The 15095-nt window shown below is 64.7% G+C and carries 11 protein-coding genes; 5 read left to right on the forward strand and 6 right to left on the reverse strand.

Features of this window, described 5'->3' with window-relative positions:
- Positions 1-155 precede the first annotated feature (155 nt).
- On the forward strand, positions 156-1994 hold the full coding sequence (locus tag AC04SI_RS13175; RefSeq protein WP_404277001.1) for a monovalent cation:proton antiporter-2 (CPA2) family protein: 1839 nt from the start codon (positions 156-158) through the stop codon (positions 1992-1994).
- A 3-nt stretch (positions 1995-1997) separates the two neighbouring features.
- Entirely contained in the window at positions 1998-2546 is a 549-nt protein-coding gene (locus tag AC04SI_RS13180) for a DUF924 family protein (protein WP_404277003.1), read from the forward strand.
- Between the two features lie 12 nt (positions 2547-2558).
- Here AC04SI_RS13180 and folK read toward each other — a convergent pair whose 3' ends face one another.
- The 3 genes from folK to folP are packed head-to-tail and all read right to left on the reverse strand — an operon-like array spanning position 2559 to position 4263.
- A complete protein-coding gene (folK, locus tag AC04SI_RS13185; RefSeq protein WP_488474301.1) occupies positions 2559-3071 on the reverse strand; it encodes a 2-amino-4-hydroxy-6-hydroxymethyldihydropteridine diphosphokinase in 513 nt (170 codons plus the stop codon).
- Positions 3055-3414, reverse strand: a complete 360-nt coding sequence (gene folB / locus AC04SI_RS13190) for a dihydroneopterin aldolase (RefSeq protein ID WP_006206102.1) — start codon at positions 3412-3414, stop codon at positions 3055-3057. The genes folK and folB overlap by 17 nt, the downstream gene beginning before the upstream one ends.
- A 3-nt stretch (positions 3415-3417) precedes the next feature.
- Positions 3418-4263 carry a dihydropteroate synthase gene (folP, locus tag AC04SI_RS13195; protein ID WP_404277006.1) on the reverse strand — a complete coding sequence of 282 codons (846 nt, stop codon included), beginning with the start codon at positions 4261-4263 and terminating at the stop codon, positions 3418-3420.
- A gap of 87 nt (positions 4264-4350) precedes the next feature.
- Here folP and AC04SI_RS13200 point away from each other — a divergent pair, with 87 nt between their 5' ends.
- Together AC04SI_RS13200 and AC04SI_RS13205 are read left to right on the forward strand one after the other, a co-directional pair.
- Positions 4351-4968 carry a DUF922 domain-containing Zn-dependent protease gene (locus AC04SI_RS13200; protein ID WP_404277008.1) on the forward strand — a complete coding sequence of 206 codons (618 nt, stop codon included), beginning with the start codon at positions 4351-4353 and terminating at the stop codon, positions 4966-4968.
- 233 nt (positions 4969-5201) lie between these two features.
- Positions 5202-6680, forward strand: a complete 1479-nt coding sequence (locus AC04SI_RS13205) for an MDR family MFS transporter (RefSeq protein ID WP_488474302.1) — start codon at positions 5202-5204, stop codon at positions 6678-6680.
- A 14-nt stretch (positions 6681-6694) separates the two neighbouring features.
- On the opposite strand, the gene AC04SI_RS13210 is transcribed toward AC04SI_RS13205, so the two are convergent.
- The 3 genes from AC04SI_RS13210 to AC04SI_RS13220 form a co-directional block, all read right to left on the reverse strand.
- Positions 6695-7723 (reverse strand): NAD(P)/FAD-dependent oxidoreductase, encoded by a 1029-nt coding sequence (locus tag AC04SI_RS13210; protein WP_006206097.1) that lies wholly within the window; start codon positions 7721-7723, stop codon positions 6695-6697.
- Positions 7724-7815: 92 nt separating this feature from the next.
- On the reverse strand, positions 7816-8136 hold the full coding sequence (locus AC04SI_RS13215) for a 2Fe-2S iron-sulfur cluster-binding protein (protein ID WP_006206096.1): 321 nt from the start codon (positions 8134-8136) through the stop codon (positions 7816-7818).
- A 101-nt stretch (positions 8137-8237) separates the two neighbouring features.
- Positions 8238-8606 carry an Hpt domain-containing protein gene (locus tag AC04SI_RS13220; protein WP_006206095.1) on the reverse strand — a complete coding sequence of 123 codons (369 nt, stop codon included), beginning with the start codon at positions 8604-8606 and terminating at the stop codon, positions 8238-8240.
- 287 nt (positions 8607-8893) lie between these two features.
- On the opposite strand from AC04SI_RS13220, the gene AC04SI_RS13225 reads away from it, so the two are divergent.
- Complete coding sequence (locus tag AC04SI_RS13225) at positions 8894-15031, forward strand: apolipoprotein A-IV repeat region-like domain-containing protein (protein WP_488474303.1); 6138 nt, start codon at positions 8894-8896, stop codon at positions 15029-15031.
- The last annotated feature ends 64 nt before the right edge of the window (positions 15032-15095 follow it).

Genomic DNA, 15095 nt, shown 5'->3' on the forward strand with positions numbered 1-15095 from the left:
GCAACGCGAATACCGCGTAAACTTGTGTAACGCGGCTGCAACAAGTGCCGAGGCCGCAGCGCCGATTCGCTCTGTTCGATCCCGGCCGAAGTCCCTATCCTTGGTCTCGATTCCGCAGCATATGCGAGGAACCTCCAGGAGACGGACGAGCAGGCATGGCGGCGGAAGCATCGGGCAGCGAACTCATTCAGGTGGTGGCGCTGCTTGCCGCTGGCGTGGTGGCCGTTCCGATCTTCAAACGCATGGGGCTGGGCTCGATTCTCGGCTATCTCGCGGCCGGGGTAGTGATCGGGCCGTTCGGACTTCGCATCTTTTCCGAATCGGAAGCCATTCTTCATGTCGCCGAACTCGGCGTCGTCATGTTCCTGTTCATCATCGGGCTGGAGATGCAGCCGTCACGGTTGTGGGGCCTGCGCCGCGAGATATTCGGCCTCGGCGCCCTGCAGGTCGGCGTCTGCGCCTTGTTGCTGACCAGCGTCGGCCTTGCCGGCGGCTTTCCGATCGCGCAATCCTTCGTTGCCGGCGCGGGCTTCGTGCTGACCTCGACGGCGATCGTCATGCAATTGCTGGAAGAGCGCGGCGAAATGGCCACCCCCAAGGGCCAGCGCATCGTTTCCATCCTGCTGCTGGAAGATCTGGCGATCGTGCCGCTGCTGGCGTTGATCGCCTTCCTGGTGCCGGGCGGCGCCGATATGAGCCTGTCGCAACGGCTGACGGAAGTCGGCATCGGCCTTGCCGCTATAATCGGGCTGGTCGTGGCGGGTCGTTACCTGCTCAATCCGTTCTTCCGCATCCTGGCGGATGCCCGGGCTCGCGAAGTGATGACGGCGGCCGCGCTGCTGGTCGTGCTGGGGTCGGCTCTGGCCATGCAGCTCTCCGGCCTGTCGATGGCGATGGGCGCGTTCCTCGCCGGTGTGCTGCTGTCCGAATCGACCTTCCGCCACCAGCTGGAGGCCGACATCGAGCCGTTCCGTGGCATTCTGCTCGGCCTGTTCTTCCTCGCCGTCGGCATGTCGCTCGACCTGCACGTCGTGGCCGCGAACTGGCGAATCGTCGCCATCTACGTCGTCGCCTACATGGTGATGAAGGCGCTCGGCATCTACCTGGTCGCCCGCATGCTCAAGAGCGGCCACCGCGAAGCGCTCGAACGCGCCGTGTTCATGGCGCAGGGCGGCGAATTCGCCTTCGTGCTCTATTCCGCCGCCGCGACGGTCGGCATCATCGACAGCCGTGCCAATGCGACGCTGACCGCGATCGTCATCATCTCCATGGTGCTGACGCCTTTGGCCATTATCGCGCTGCGCTATCTCACGCCGCGCGACGAGCAGTCGCTCGATGGGGTCGACGTCGCCGCGGACCTTTCGGGCAGCGTGCTGGTCATCGGCTTCGGCCGCTTCGGCCAGATCGCCAGCCAGCCGCTGCTGCTGCGCGGCATCGACGTGTCGATCATCGACAATGAGGTCGAGATGATCCAGGCGGCGGCCGATTTCGGCTTCAAGGTCTATTACGGCGACGGCACGCGGCTGGACATATTGCATGCGGCGGGCGCTGGCCGGGCACGCGCGGTGCTGATCTGCGTCGACAAACCCGAGGCAGCCGTGCGCATCGCGCAATTGATCAAGGCCGAGTTTCCGCTCCTGACGGTGCTGGCGCGCGCCTTCGATCGCGGCACCGCGCTGCAGCTCATTCGTGCCGGCGTCGACTTCCAGCTGCGTGAAACCTTCGAATCGGCGCTTGTCTTCGGCGGCTCCGCCTTGGAAGCGCTGGGGATCGATCCGGACGACGTCGCCGAGGTGATCGAGGATGTCCGCCGCCGTGATACCGCCCGCTTCGAAACGCAATTGGCCGAAGGCGTTCGCGCCGGGGCACGCTTCCTCAAAGGCAATATCGGCACACCAATTCCGGCGCCGCTGACGCCGCCGCGGCGTGCCGGCCAGGCACTCAACGAGGAGACCGCCGGCGTGCTGCACAAATCCGAGCCTGCCGAGGAGTAAGCAATGACCGAACTGGACAAGCGGGCGCTCTCCGTCGCCAAATTCTGGCGCGATGCCGGCGAAGATGCGTGGTTCGAGAAGAACGACGCCTTCGATACCGACTTCCGCGCCCGGTTTCTCGACCTGCACTACGCCGCCGCGCGGCGCGAATGCGATGCCTGGTCGGAACATGCCGAGGGATCGCTGGCGCTGATGATCCTGCTCGACCAGTTTCCGCGCAATTGCTTTCGCGGCACCGGCCATATGTATGCGACCGACGAGTTGGCCAGGCATTTCGCCAGCAAGGCCATCGCCGCTGGCCACGACCTGTTGCTCGAGGAAAACCTGCGGGTCTTCCTCTATCTGCCCTATGAGCATTCGGAGCTTCTCGCCGACCAGGACAAAGCGGTGGAGCTCACCACCGCCAGGGCACCGGACGATCTAAAATATGCGATCGAGCACCGCGACATCATTCGGCGCTTCGGCCGCTTTCCGCACCGCAACAAGATGCTTGGCCGCGAGACAACGCAGGAGGAACAGGCGTTCCTCGATGGCGGCGGGTTTTCCGGCTGATCTCGGGCGACGTCAGGCCAGCCACCAGTCCTGGCCCGACGGCAATTTCTCTATGCCTGCCGTATCGACGCTGCTCAGCCGCTCCGACACGCTCTTGCCGCCAACGGCAAGGTCCGGCGCGATCTCGGCCAGTGGCGCCAGCACGAAGGCGCGCTCCAGCATGCGTGGATGCGGCACTTCCAGGCCCGTCTCGTGGATGATCCGGTCGCCGAACACCAGGATGTCGATGTCGATCAGGCGCGGCCCCCAGCGCTCCTCGCGTACCCGCTTCAGCCGGCGTTCGGCATCGAGGCAAAGCTCGAGCAATGCCCGCGGCGCGAGCGTCGTGGCGATCGTGGCGGCGGCATTGAGAAAATCCGGCTGGTCGAGCTTGCCCCAGGGCGGCGTGCGGTAGAGCGAGGAGACCGCAACGACACGTGTCTTGTCGTCGCCGTCCAGAATGCGCAGCGCGGCCGCCATCGACTTCGCCGGATCGCCGAGATTGCCGCCCAGGCTGAGATAGACGGTGTTATTCTGGCCAGACAACGGTCACCTCGACATGATCGAGTACGCCGGGCACCGGCGCGTTGGGCTTGCGCACCGTGATCTCGGCCTTCTTGATCTGCGGAAACCGCGCCGTCAGCGCCCGCGCCACCTCCAGCGCCAGCGCCTCGATCAGAAAGCGCCGCTGCCCGGTGATGATCTTTTCGATGACCGCGAAGGCGACGCCGTAATTGACTGTATCGTCGATGGAATCGTCGACCAGCGCGCGGCCGGGCTCAACGGTCAAAGCCGCATCGACATAAAAGCGCTGGCCAAGCGTCTCCTCCTCGTCCAGCACGCCATGGCGGGCAAAGAAGGCGCAGTTCTTCATGCGGATGACGTACATGGCTCAGCTTCCCGGAATTTCGCGCGCCAGCATAGCATCGGCGACGGCCAGAGCGTCCACGTTGATTGCGACATCGTGGACGCGAAATAAGTGCGCGCCTTTGAGCCTCAAAATAACGCTGGTGGCCGCCGTGCCCGCGGCCCTGTCCATCGCGTCGCGACCGGTAACGTTGCCGATGAAACGCTTTCGCGACGTACCGGCCATCAGCGGATAGCCTAGTGCCGCCAGCTCGGAAAACCGCGCCATCAGATCGAGGTTTTCCTCCGCCGTTTCCTTGGCGAAGCCGAAGCCGGCGTCGAGCACGATCTGGGCGTCGGCAACGCCGCTGGCATGCGCGATCTCCAGCGATTTCCTGAGAAAGAAGAACTGGTCCTCGATCACGTCCGGCAGTTTTTGCCTGTCGCGCCCGGTGTGCATGATGACCAGCCCGGCCCCCGTTTCGGCAGCAACGCGGGCGATGCCCGGTTCGCGCTGCAGGCCCCAGACATCGTTGACGATGTGCGCGCCGGCGGCGACAGCCAGCCGGGCGGTGTCCTCGCGATAGGTATCGACCGAAATCAATGCCTCGCCCAGCCCGGCGAGCGCCTCGATGACCGGCAGCACGCGGGCCTGCTCTTCCTCCATCGTCACGGGAGAGGCGCCTGGCCGCGTCGATTCTCCACCGACATCGATGACTTCAGCCCCCTCCTCGACCATGCGGCGCGCCTGGGCCACTGCCTGCTCGCGGGAGGCGAACAGGCCGCCATCGGAAAAACTGTCCGGCGTGACGTTGAGGATGCCGACGACCACGGCCTTGCCGCCAAGATCGAGATGACGTCCGTGCGCCAGCTGCCACCGCTTTGTCGTCATCGCCCATCAACCATCTTTGATCCGCCGGAAATCAAATCCGTTGCGCCGGGCACGGCCGTAACGCAAGGTGGCTAAAGAGGCAACCTGATGAAACAACACCTCCTCTGCGCCCTGATGCTCGCCTTGACCGCCTTGCCGGCGGGTGCGGCCAATTTGGTCAAGACCTACAGCTACTTCGCCATTGGCGGCCGCACGCTCGACGATATCGAAAAGCAGCTTTCGAAAAACGGACCGCAGGTGAAGAGCACCGGGTCTAGGCATCCCGGCGCCACGCAAATGGCGTTCACCACCCGCGTCAGCTATGCGGAAAAGCCGGGCTCCTGCCGCATCGCCGACGCCATAGTGACCGTCAAGGTCAAGGTGATCCTTCCGGAATGGCGCCGTTCGCGCAAGGCAGGCCCGGATGTGCGGCTGTTCTGGGACACGTTGTCGGCCGACATCAAGCGCCACGAGGAGCGCCATGTCGAGATTGCCAAGAACCATGGCAAGCAACTCGAGGATGCGCTGAAGGCGAGCTATCCGCAAAAGACCTGCGCGGCGGCAAAGGCGAAGGCGGCCGCGATTACGGCGGCTGAACTCGCCGCGCATGACCAGGACCAGCTGCGGTTCGATCGCGTCGAGAGCGTCAATTTCGAAAGCCGCATCCTGCGGCTCTTGCGCTACCGGATCGAGGGCATCGAGAAAGGCCGGTTGCCGCCGGCCTGATTTTCGCCCGGTGATGAGCGTAAACGACGCAAGCCAATTTCGCCGAAGCATAGTGCCAGGCCGGAAAAACTTTCGAGCCCCTGTCGAAATCGGCCTATACGGAACGACATATGTCAGGTTCGCAGCGCGGAACCCTCGAAGCACGAGATAACCAATCGACGCGGCAGACGCACCGGACCGGCCAGGCCGGCCGCCCACGGCAGCGCGCCGCACACCCATGAAAGACCAGGACAATGGACCAGGCTGTCGACAGACTGACGATGGGAGCGGCATTGCCGCTGACGGAAACCGAGAAGAGCGCCATCATCGGCGGCGTTCTCCTGTCGATGCTGCTGGCGGCTCTTGACCAGACCATCGTCGCGCCGGCCCTGCCGACCATTGCGCACGCGCTCGGCCATGCCGAATATCTGCCATGGATCGTCACGGCCTACCTCCTGACCGCGACCGCCATGGCGCCGCTCTACGGCAAGATCTCCGACGTCTACGGGCGTCGCCCGACCATCTATGCCGCGATCCTCATCTTCCTCATCGGATCGCTGGTCAGCGCCATGGCTCCGAATATGCTGGTGCTGGTGGTCGGCCGGGCGATCCAGGGTGCCGGCGGCGGCGGCCTGTTCGCCCTGACGCAAACGGTCATCGGCGACCTCGTGCCGCCGCGCGAGCGGGCGCGCTATGCCGCCTGGATCTCCGGGACATGGGCGGTCGCCAGCATCGCCGGGCCGCTGCTCGGCGGCACCTTCGCCGAGCACCTGCACTGGTCCTTGATCTTCTGGATCAACATCCCGCTTGGCCTGCTGGCGATGGCGATCATCAACAGGCCGCTGAAGAAGCTGCCGATTGCCGCCAAACGCCATCGCATCGATGCGCTCGGCGCGCTGCTGCTTGTGGTCGCCACGGCATTGCTGCTGCTGGCGCTGAACTGGGGCGGCAGCGCCTACCCTTGGCTATCGCGCGAAATCTTCGGGCTTGTCGCTTGCTCGGCGGCTTTCTGGGGCGCTTTCGCGCTGCGCCTGCTGCGGGCGGCCGAACCGCTGATCTCGCTCGAAGTGCTCGCCAATCCGATCGTTCGGGCCGGCACGCTGTCCATGTTCCTGTTGCAGGCCGCCAATATCGGCCTGGCCGTCTACCTGCCAGTCTACCTGCAATCGATCGTCGGCCTCTCGGTCAGCCAGTCGGGTACCGCCATGCTCGGGCTGCTGCTCGGCACCGTCGCAGGCGCAACGTTCAGCGGGCGCATGATCCCGCGCTTTGTCCACTACAAGCGAATCGCCATGGTCGGCGTGACCTTCGCCATCCTGTGTCTGGGATTGCTCAGCTTCGTCGCCGGACATGCGTCCCTGCTGGTGGTCGAGCTGCTGACGATGGCAATCGGGCTTGGCACGGGCACGACATTTCCTGTCGCCACGGTCTCGGTGCAGAACGCAGTCGACCGCATGCATCTCGGCGTCGCCACCGGTGTGCTGACCTTCCTGCGTTCGCTGGGCAGCGCGCTCGGCGTCGCCATGCTTGGCGCCGTCGCTCTCGGATACGGCTTGCCGCTTGCCGAGGAAGGCACGCTGACCGCTGGCCAGGTCACCTCGGTGATGCCGTTCGTGATGATCTTCCTGGTCGCGGCCGTCACGCTGGTGCTGGCGTTGGCCGCACTCGCGCTGATGCCGGAAAAGCCGCTACGCGGCCGCGACGAAGCCGCGGCGCCAGTGCTGGCGGAATAAGGCCTCAGCAACCCTCAGTCGTGAACACCGAGCTTCTTCTGCAGGCTGGTCGACGAAGTGGTGTACTGGAACACGATGCGCTCGCCTGGGCTGACGATGCGCTTGGCAGCCTGCGCCATCAGCGCCACCTCGTGAAAACCCGACAGGATCAGCTTCAGCTTGCCGGGGTACCAATTGATGTCGCCGATGGCGAAGATGCCAGGTACCGAGGTCTGGAATTTTTCGGTGTCGACCGGGATCAGGTTCTCATGCAGGTTGAGCCCCCATTCGGCGATCGGTCCGAGCTTCATGGTCAGGCCGAAGAAGGGCAGCATGCGCGTGCATGGCACCTCGACGTCACCGTCGGGTCCCTTGATGATCGCGGATGAAAGCTGGCCGTCGGCGCCCGTCAGGCCGGTGACCTGGCCGACCTGGAAGTCGAGTTCCTTCATCTCCTGCATGGCATACATCTTGTTGACGCTGTCCGGTGCAGCCCGGAATTCCGGGCGCCGGTGGACAAGCGTCACGCTCTTTGCCACCGGCTGCAGGTTCAGCGTCCAGTCGAGTGCGGAATCGCCGCCGCCGACGATGACGAGATCATGGCCGCGGAAATCCTCCATGCGGCGCACCGAATAGAAGACGCTTTTGCCCTCATAGGGTTCTATGCCCGGAATGGGCGGTCGCTTGGGTTGGAACGAGCCGCCGCCGGCGGCGATCACCACCACCTTGGCCTCGAACACCTCGTTCTCGTCGGTGGTGACGCGGAAGCTGCCGTCCTCGAGCTTTTCGAGGCTGGAGACCATGCGGTTGTAGGTGAAGTCCGGCTTGAACGGGTGGATCTGCTCGAGCAGCTTGTCGACGAGGCCCTGCGCCGTGATCAGCGGCCAGCCGGGAATGTCGTAGATCGGCTTTTCCGGATAGAGCTCGGCGCATTGGCCGCCGGGGCGGTCGAGAATGTCGATCAGATGGCACTTCATGTCGAAGAGGCCGAGCTCGAACACGGCGAACAGGCCGACCGGCCCTGCCCCGACAATGAGTACGTCCGTCTTGATCGTCTCGGTCATGCCATGTGCCTTGTTTCGGAAACCGCGCGACACTGCATGAGCATGGGCTCGCTGCCAAGCGGCCAAGGCAAAAATCGATTGGAGCGGGAAAATCAGCCCTGGCGGGCGGGAACGCGCACGACCAAACCGTCGAGTGCATCGCGGACTTTGATCTGGCAGGACAGTCGCGAGTTGGGCTGTACCTCATAGGCGAAGTCCAGCATGTCCTCCTCCATCGCCTCCGGCTCGCCGACCTCAGCCGTCCAGGCCTCGTCGACATAGACATGGCAGGTCGCGCAGGCACAGGCGCCGCCGCATTCGGCCTCGATGCCGGGCACGGCATTGCGGATCGCATTTTCCATGACGGTCGAGCCGTTTTCGGCGTCCACGTCGAATTGTGTGCCGTCATGGGCAATGAAGGTCAGCTTGGTCATTTGTCACCTGAAGGGAGTTCCAGCCGAGATAATCACTTGGCCGGACAAGTCAACTGCGGCGCGAAAGCGCCGCTTCGTGACGTTTTTTTGGAGAGCTGCGCTTATCGGCTAATGGCGGCGATGAAATCGCGTACTTCCTCGATCAGCACGCCAAGCCGCCCGAGGGTTTTGACGTCCTCCGGCTGCCCCTCGATGGCTGCGGCGCAATCGGCAATGGCGAAGGCCCCCACCCCGCGCGCCGAGCCTTTCAGCCCGTGCGCCAGAAGCAGCCTTTCCTTGACGTCGGCTTCGAGGATCTTGTCGCGTACGGAAAGTGCCTGCTGCACGAACAGCGCCAGCACCTCCTGTTCAAGACCGCGATCGCCCATCGTCTGGCGCGCGAGATGAGCAAGATCCACAGGCCGCGACCGGGCCGTTCCCGACACATCACCGCCGGGCATGGAAAAGGCAATGCCGCTTTCGCCGCGCATGGGAATTGCAGCTCCTTGATGTTTGACTGGCCGGGAAATCTAGGCCATTCGCGTAGCTAACGGGTTAATGATTGGCCCGGAAAAATGTTGCGATGGAGGCGGCGAAATCACGTCTGCGTTAACCCTATATTTAAAGTTTTACGTATCGCGAGGAATGCAGGTTTTCTTTACCCCTGTGTGTCATTACGATACGAGGGTCCATTTTCAGCCTCCTGCACGGGATAAGAGAAGCCAGAATCAGGCCAAAATCAGAAGTCCCTCGGCAGCTAGTACAGGGTAGCGAAGGCATGGCGAAGAAACCAACGACGACACGTAATCTCGACAGCGACGTAGCCAGGGAACTTGAAAAAGCGCTCGACCTCGATTTGAGCGGAGATGGCGACGGCGGCCTCGATATGGCGGCGTCGATGGAAGATCTGGAAGCGCAGATTTCGCAGGCGGCGGACGAACTGGCGCGCGAAGGGCGCGGCCAGAAAGCCGAGCCGGTGGTCAATCAAAGCCAGACCGCCAATCTGAACCAGACCGCAAATCTGAGCCAGAACGGGAATCTGAGCCAGAACGGAACGCCTTCGGCCACGACCAAGCCGGCCGAGCTGCGCCCGGTGGAAAACCGCAACGGCACGCAACCGGCGGGCTTCACACCCGCCAATGACGACCGCCAGAAGGACTACCGGACGCTTCTGCACGGCCTCAACCGGCGCGCATCGAGCACGATCTATTGGGTGGTGGCGTTCATTTCGCTGGCCTGGATCGCCGGTGCCGGCGGCCTGGCGAACCTTTTGTTCGGCTCGAGTATCTGGAAGATCCGCACTTTCGACCAGTTCTTCGCTCGCCCCGAGCTGATCGGCCTGGCGGTCGCCGCGATCGTTCCGATCATCCTGTTCTGGGCCTTCGCGGCCATGGTGCGCCGCGCCCAGGAAATGCGCATTGCCGCGCAATCCATGACGGAAGTGGCGTTCCGCCTCGCCGAGCCGGAAAACCTTGCCCAGGATCGCGTCATGATGATCGGCCAGGCCGTTCGCCGCGAAGTGGCGGCGATGGGCGAAGGCATCGAGCGCACGCTTGCGCGCGCCGTCGAGCTCGAGACGCTGGTCCACAGCGAAGTGAACCAGATCGAGCGCTCCTATTCCGAGAATGAAGCGCGTATCCGCTCGCTGGTCGACGGGCTCGGCAGCGAGCGCGAGGCGGTCGTTACCCACGCCGAGCGCGTGCGCGCCTCGATTGCCGGCGCCCATGAGACGCTCCGGGACGAAATCGGCTCGGCCAGCGACATCATTCGTGACAGCATCCTCAATGCCTCGACCAAGCTGTCGATGACGATCACCAATTCCGGCGACACGCTGATCGACAGGATCAACGAAAGCTCGATGTCGATCTTCGATTCGGTCGAAGGCCGTCTCGATACGATCACCGACAAGCTGTCGACCTCGGGCGAGGCCTTCGCTTCGCTGCTCGATACCCGCATCGCCAAGCTGACGGACACGACCGACGGCCTTACCCGCTCGCTGACCGACCTGCTCGACGACCGCACCACCGGCATGGTGTCGCTGCTCGGCGGTGCCGCGCGCACGCTGAGCTCCGAATTCGAGGCCAGCCTCGACGGCATCGAACGTACCCTTGCCGAACGCGGCCAGGCGCTGATCAGCGAATTCCAGACCCGCGCCGAGGCGCTGGACACCGGTACGCAGAAGCTCAATGCCGCGCTCGAGGCCCGCGCCCGCCAGATCAACGAGACGCTGGTCGAGCGCGCGCGCGAAATCGCCCATACCTTCGCCGAGAGCAAGGACGCGCTGTCGTCAATGATCGATCAGGGCAAGACCCAGATCGGCGCCGACATGGCCGACATCATCTCGTCAACCTCGTCGATGCTCGAAGCCCGCGCCAGCGATTTCGCCGGCCGCATGGAAGCGGCCCGGCACGTGGTTTCGCGCTCCTTCGACAGCGATATCCAGCGGCTTGCGGACGCCCGCGTCGGCATCGAGGAAGCCGTCGAGAACCACAGCCGCAAGCTTGCCGAGAGCCGCGACCGTATGGCCGAGGCCATGCAGGCGGACCTCGCCAGGTTCGCGGAAGACCGCGCCGGCATCGACGACGCCGTGACCAACCAGGTGCAGAAGCTGGCGGAAGGCCGCAGTCTCATTTCGCGCGCGCTGGAAGAGGATCTGCGCAAGGTCAACGAATCGCGCGCCGCCATCGACGCCTCGCTGGGCAGCCATCTCGAACAGCTCGAGGAAGGCCGCAACCGGCTTACCCAGGCTTTGAATGATGACTCCAACAAACTCGTGCAAGCTCGTACGATCATTGATGAAATGGTTGCCGGGCACGTCGGGAAACTCGCCGAAGGCCGCAGCATTCTTTCGCGTGCCCTGGAAGCTGACCTCGGCAAGCTGGCCGACAGCCGCGCCAGCATCGACGGTCTGGTCGCCGGCCAGGTCGAGAAGATCGCCGAGGGCCGCTCGGTCCTCGCAAAGGCTTTGGAGACCGACATTATCGGCATCAAGGGCTTGATCGAGACCCATTCCGCGAAACTCGCCGAGGACAGGAGCGAACTCAGCCGTTCGCTGGAAGGCGATCTGTCGGGCATCAGGAACCTGATCGAGGGTCATTCCGTCAGGCTCGCCGACGACCGCAGCCTACTATCGCAGACGCTCGAGGCCGACCTTGCCAAGCTGGCGGAAGGCCGCTCGTCAATCGACGGGCTGGTCGCCGGCCAGGTCGAGAAGCTGGCCGAAGGCCGCGATATCCTCAAGCGCGCCCTGGAAGCCGATATCAATACGATCAAGGGCGCCATCGCGGGTCATTCAGAGCAGGTGGCGGAAGAGCGCAGCCAGCTTTCGAAGGCCCTGGAAGCCGATCTGCAGAATGTGAACAGCCTGATCGCCGATCATACGAACCGGCTTGTCCAGGATCGCTCGACGCTGTCGAAGGTCGTCGAGGACGATCTGCGGAATGTGAGCGGCATCATGGACGACCACACGAACAGGCTGTTCCAGGATCGCTCGACTCTGTCAAAAGCGCTTGAGGACGATCTCGCCAAGCTGGCGGAAAGCCGCGCCTCGATCGACGGGCTGGTTGCCGGCCAGGTCGAGAAGCTGGCCGAAGGCCGCGATATCCTCAAGCGCGCGCTGGAGGCCGATCTCAACACGATCAGGAACGCCATCACCGACCAGTCGCAGAAGCTGACCGAAAACCGTTCGGAGTTCGCACGGGTGCTGGAAGCCGATCTGGAGAATGTCAACGGCCTCCTCCAGAGCCACTCCGACAGGCTGGCGCAGGACCGCTCGACGCTGTCCAAGGCCCTGGAAGACGATCTCGCCAAACTGGCGGAAAGCCGCTCCTCGATCGACGGGCTGGTCGCCGGCCAGGTCGAGAAGCTGGCCGAAGGCCGCGATATCCTCAGGCGAGCGCTCGAGGCGGACCTGCAGAAGATCGCGACCAGCCGCGGCGAGGTCGACGACATCATCGCCGGGCATGTCGGCAAGCTGGCCGAAGGCCGCGACATGCTGGCTCGCGCGCTGGAAGACGATCTCGCAAAGCTCGCCGACACGCGCAAGGACGTCGACCGCTCCCTGTCCGGCCACATCGACCAGATCGCCGCCAGAAGCACGGACATCTCCGCGGCAATCGCCTCCGACGTCGAAAGGATCGAGCAGGCGTTCAGCCGCCAGACCGGCATCATCGAGGAGCGTGCCGGAACCATGGAGCGCGCGCTGTCGACCGGCGTCGACAGTGTTCGCAGCGTGCTGGAAAAGAGCGCCGTCTTCGTCGCCGGCCAGTTGCGCGAGAAGGTCATGGAAGTCACCAGCGCCCTGCACGAGCAGGCCGGCCTCGCCTTCAGCGACGCCGACCGCAAAATCGCCGAGCGCGCCGAGCAGACCTCTGCCGCCCTGCTCGCCAGGGCCGAGGACATCGCTCACGCCTTCGAGGAGGCGGATCGCCGCCTGCATGCGCGTGCGGAAGATACCACCAGTGCGCTGCTTGCGCGTACCGAGGACACGACCAGCGCGCTGCTTGCCCGGCACGACGAAACTTCGAACTCGCTGCTGGCTCGCGCCGAGGCGACGGCCGAACAGCTGGCCGCTCGTGCCGGCGAGATCGCCGGCACTTTCGACGCGGCGGACCAGAAGCTGGTTGCCCGCGCTGTCGAAACGGCGCAGTCGCTGGCGGCTCGCGCCGGTGATATCCTGCGCAACTTCGAAGGCGCCGACCAGCGGCTGAGCATGCGTATCGGCGAATCGGCCGAAGCGCTGGCAGCACGCGCCACGGACCTTGGCCGCATCTTCGATGCCGCCGACCAGCATCTGCTCTCGCGCATCGCCGAAGGGTCGGAAGCGCTGTCGTCGCGTGCATCCGAGATCGCCCGCATCTTCGACGATGCGGACCAGCGCCTGGTGTCGCGCATCGCCGACAGCAGCACTGCGATCGGCGGGCACGCCGAGACCATTGTCGGCGCCTTTGCCAGCACCGAGCAGCGCGTTGCCGACCGTGCACGCCAGACCGGTCAGGACCTGGCCGTCCATGCCCGCGAGATCGAGCAGGCGCTGGCCGGCGCCGACGAGCGCCTGGCTTCGAGCGCGGCGGCGGCAGCCGCCCGTGTCGAGGAACAGGTCGCCGGCGTCGAGAACCGCCTCGCCCACACGGCTGAAACGATGGGCCAGAAGCTCAATGAGCAGATTTCGGGTGCCGAGGCGCAGCTCATCTCGCGCGCCAACGTGATCGCCGAAACCTTCACCGCGGTCGGTCAGCATATCGGCCAGAGCACCAACGACGCGGCCAAGACCATCGGCGCCAACACCCGCGAGCTCAATACCATGCTCGCGGCGCGGTCGGCCGAAATGTCGAGGATCCTCGACGAGACGGCCCGGCCGCTGGTCGAACGCTTCGCCCAGGGCGGCTCGGAACTGCAAAAGAGCATGGAAGAGGTCACCGAGCGGGCGACCGAGAAGCTGCGCAGCGAAAACGCGGCCCTCGTCAACGCGCTCGCCAGCCGCACGGCCGAGACCTTGTCGGCGGTCGAAGGCGCGCGTTCGACGCTCGCCGAAAGCGTCGCCGATCTGATCGGCCGCATGAGCACCTCCAGCGCGCAGCTCGGTCAGCTGATCGACCAGGCAGCGCTCAATCTCGGCCAGGTCGACGAACGCCTTACCGGCAGCACGCAGAGCTTCGCGGCAACGACGGAAAAGGCCGCACAGACCTTCGCCAGCTCGGCACGCCTGGTCGATTCGAACACGACGCGGCTCACTGAACTGTCGTCCGCCACCTTGCGCGAGGTCGCCTCGATCGCCACCAAGTTCGACGAGCACAGCAGGCTGCTGTCTTCCGCTTCGGACCTGCTGAGCTCGGCCCAGAGCAACCTGGAGCACACGCTGGAACGGCAGTCTTCGCTGGAGGATCTCGCCGTCGGCCTGGTCAAGAAGTCGGAAGACCTCGAGAAGGTGATGCGGTCGTTCGAGAACCTGGTCGGCCAGACGATGCAGAATGCCGAGGGGCGGACGATGGAATCGGCGGAGAAGATCCGCACCGCCATTGCCGATGTCGTCGATTCAGCAACCAAGCGCTTCGCCGACGCCACCGAGGAGATGCGGCGTACGGCCGGCTCGATCAAGAGCGAGCTCGACCTGACCCGTGCCGAACTCAAGAAGGGCGTCATCGAGATGCCGGAAGAGGCCAAGGAATCGACCTCGGCCATCCGCCGCGCCGTATCCGAGCAGATCAACGCGCTCAAGGAACTGTCGGACATCGTTGCGAAATCGGGCCGCGGTAGCAGCGACAGCTCGGAGCAGCGCAACCTGCGCCCCGCGCCTCAGACGCCCGTTGCGCGTGCGCCTGAGCCACAGCGCCGTCCGCCGGCGCCGCAGCAGCCGGAGCGTCCGGCGCCTCAGGTGCCGCTGGGCGGTGCAACGCTGCGCGGCACGCTCGATCTCGAGCGCCCCGCCGAGGCGGGCCCGCGTCGCGACCCCAATGGCCGCACGCCACAGGGCGGCTGGGTGCGCGACCTGCTCACCGGCGCATCGCGTGAGGAGGATGCGAGGCCTGCCGTGCCCGCGGAACGTTCCGCTCCGGCCCAGCGCTCGCCGCTTCACGTCATGGAGTCGCTGAACTCGCTGTCCGTCGACATTGCGCGGGCGATCGACCACGACGCGTCGATCGAGCTGTGGAACCGCTACAGGCGTGGCGAGCGTGACGTGTTCACGCGGCGCCTCTATACGCTGAAGGGCCAGCAGACCTTCGACGAGATCCGCCGCAAGTATCAGACGGAGGCAGAGTTCCGCGCCGCTGTCGACCGCTACTGCGACGATTTCGAGAAGCTGCTCAAGGACGTGTCGCGCAACGACCGCGACAACATCATGGCGCAGACCTATCTGACGTCGGACACCGGCAAGGTCTACACCATGCTGGCGCACGCCAGCGGCCGCCTGCACTGAGCGGCGGATAGAACAAAGGAAGCGAAAAAGGCGGGAGATCTCCCGCCTTTTCTTTCGGACGGCA

It is taken from the genome of Mesorhizobium sp. CNPSo 4689 (assembly GCF_057784325.1).

What these genes read in the sequence shown, in the direction of transcription:
- folB (WP_006206102.1), bottom strand. Translation starts at nt 3,414, where the DNA reads ATGTACGTCATCCGCATGAAGAACTGCGCCTTCTTTGCCCGCCATGGC.
- AC04SI_RS13215 (WP_006206096.1), bottom strand. Translation starts at nt 8,136, where the DNA reads ATGACCAAGCTGACCTTCATTGCCCATGACGGCACACAATTCGACGTG.
- folP (WP_404277006.1), bottom strand. Translation starts at nt 4,263, where the DNA reads ATGACGACAAAGCGGTGGCAGCTGGCGCACGGACGTCATCTCGATCTT.
- AC04SI_RS13205 (WP_488474302.1), top strand. Translation starts at nt 5,202, where the DNA reads ATGGACCAGGCTGTCGACAGACTGACGATGGGAGCGGCATTGCCGCTG.
- AC04SI_RS13180 (WP_404277003.1), top strand. Translation starts at nt 1,998, where the DNA reads ATGACCGAACTGGACAAGCGGGCGCTCTCCGTCGCCAAATTCTGGCGC.
- AC04SI_RS13200 (WP_404277008.1), top strand. Translation starts at nt 4,351, where the DNA reads ATGAAACAACACCTCCTCTGCGCCCTGATGCTCGCCTTGACCGCCTTG.
- AC04SI_RS13225 (WP_488474303.1), top strand. Translation starts at nt 8,894, where the DNA reads ATGGCGAAGAAACCAACGACGACACGTAATCTCGACAGCGACGTAGCC.
- AC04SI_RS13220 (WP_006206095.1), bottom strand. Translation starts at nt 8,606, where the DNA reads ATGCGCGGCGAAAGCGGCATTGCCTTTTCCATGCCCGGCGGTGATGTG.
- AC04SI_RS13175 (WP_404277001.1), top strand. Translation starts at nt 156, where the DNA reads ATGGCGGCGGAAGCATCGGGCAGCGAACTCATTCAGGTGGTGGCGCTG.
- AC04SI_RS13210 (WP_006206097.1), bottom strand. Translation starts at nt 7,723, where the DNA reads ATGACCGAGACGATCAAGACGGACGTACTCATTGTCGGGGCAGGGCCG.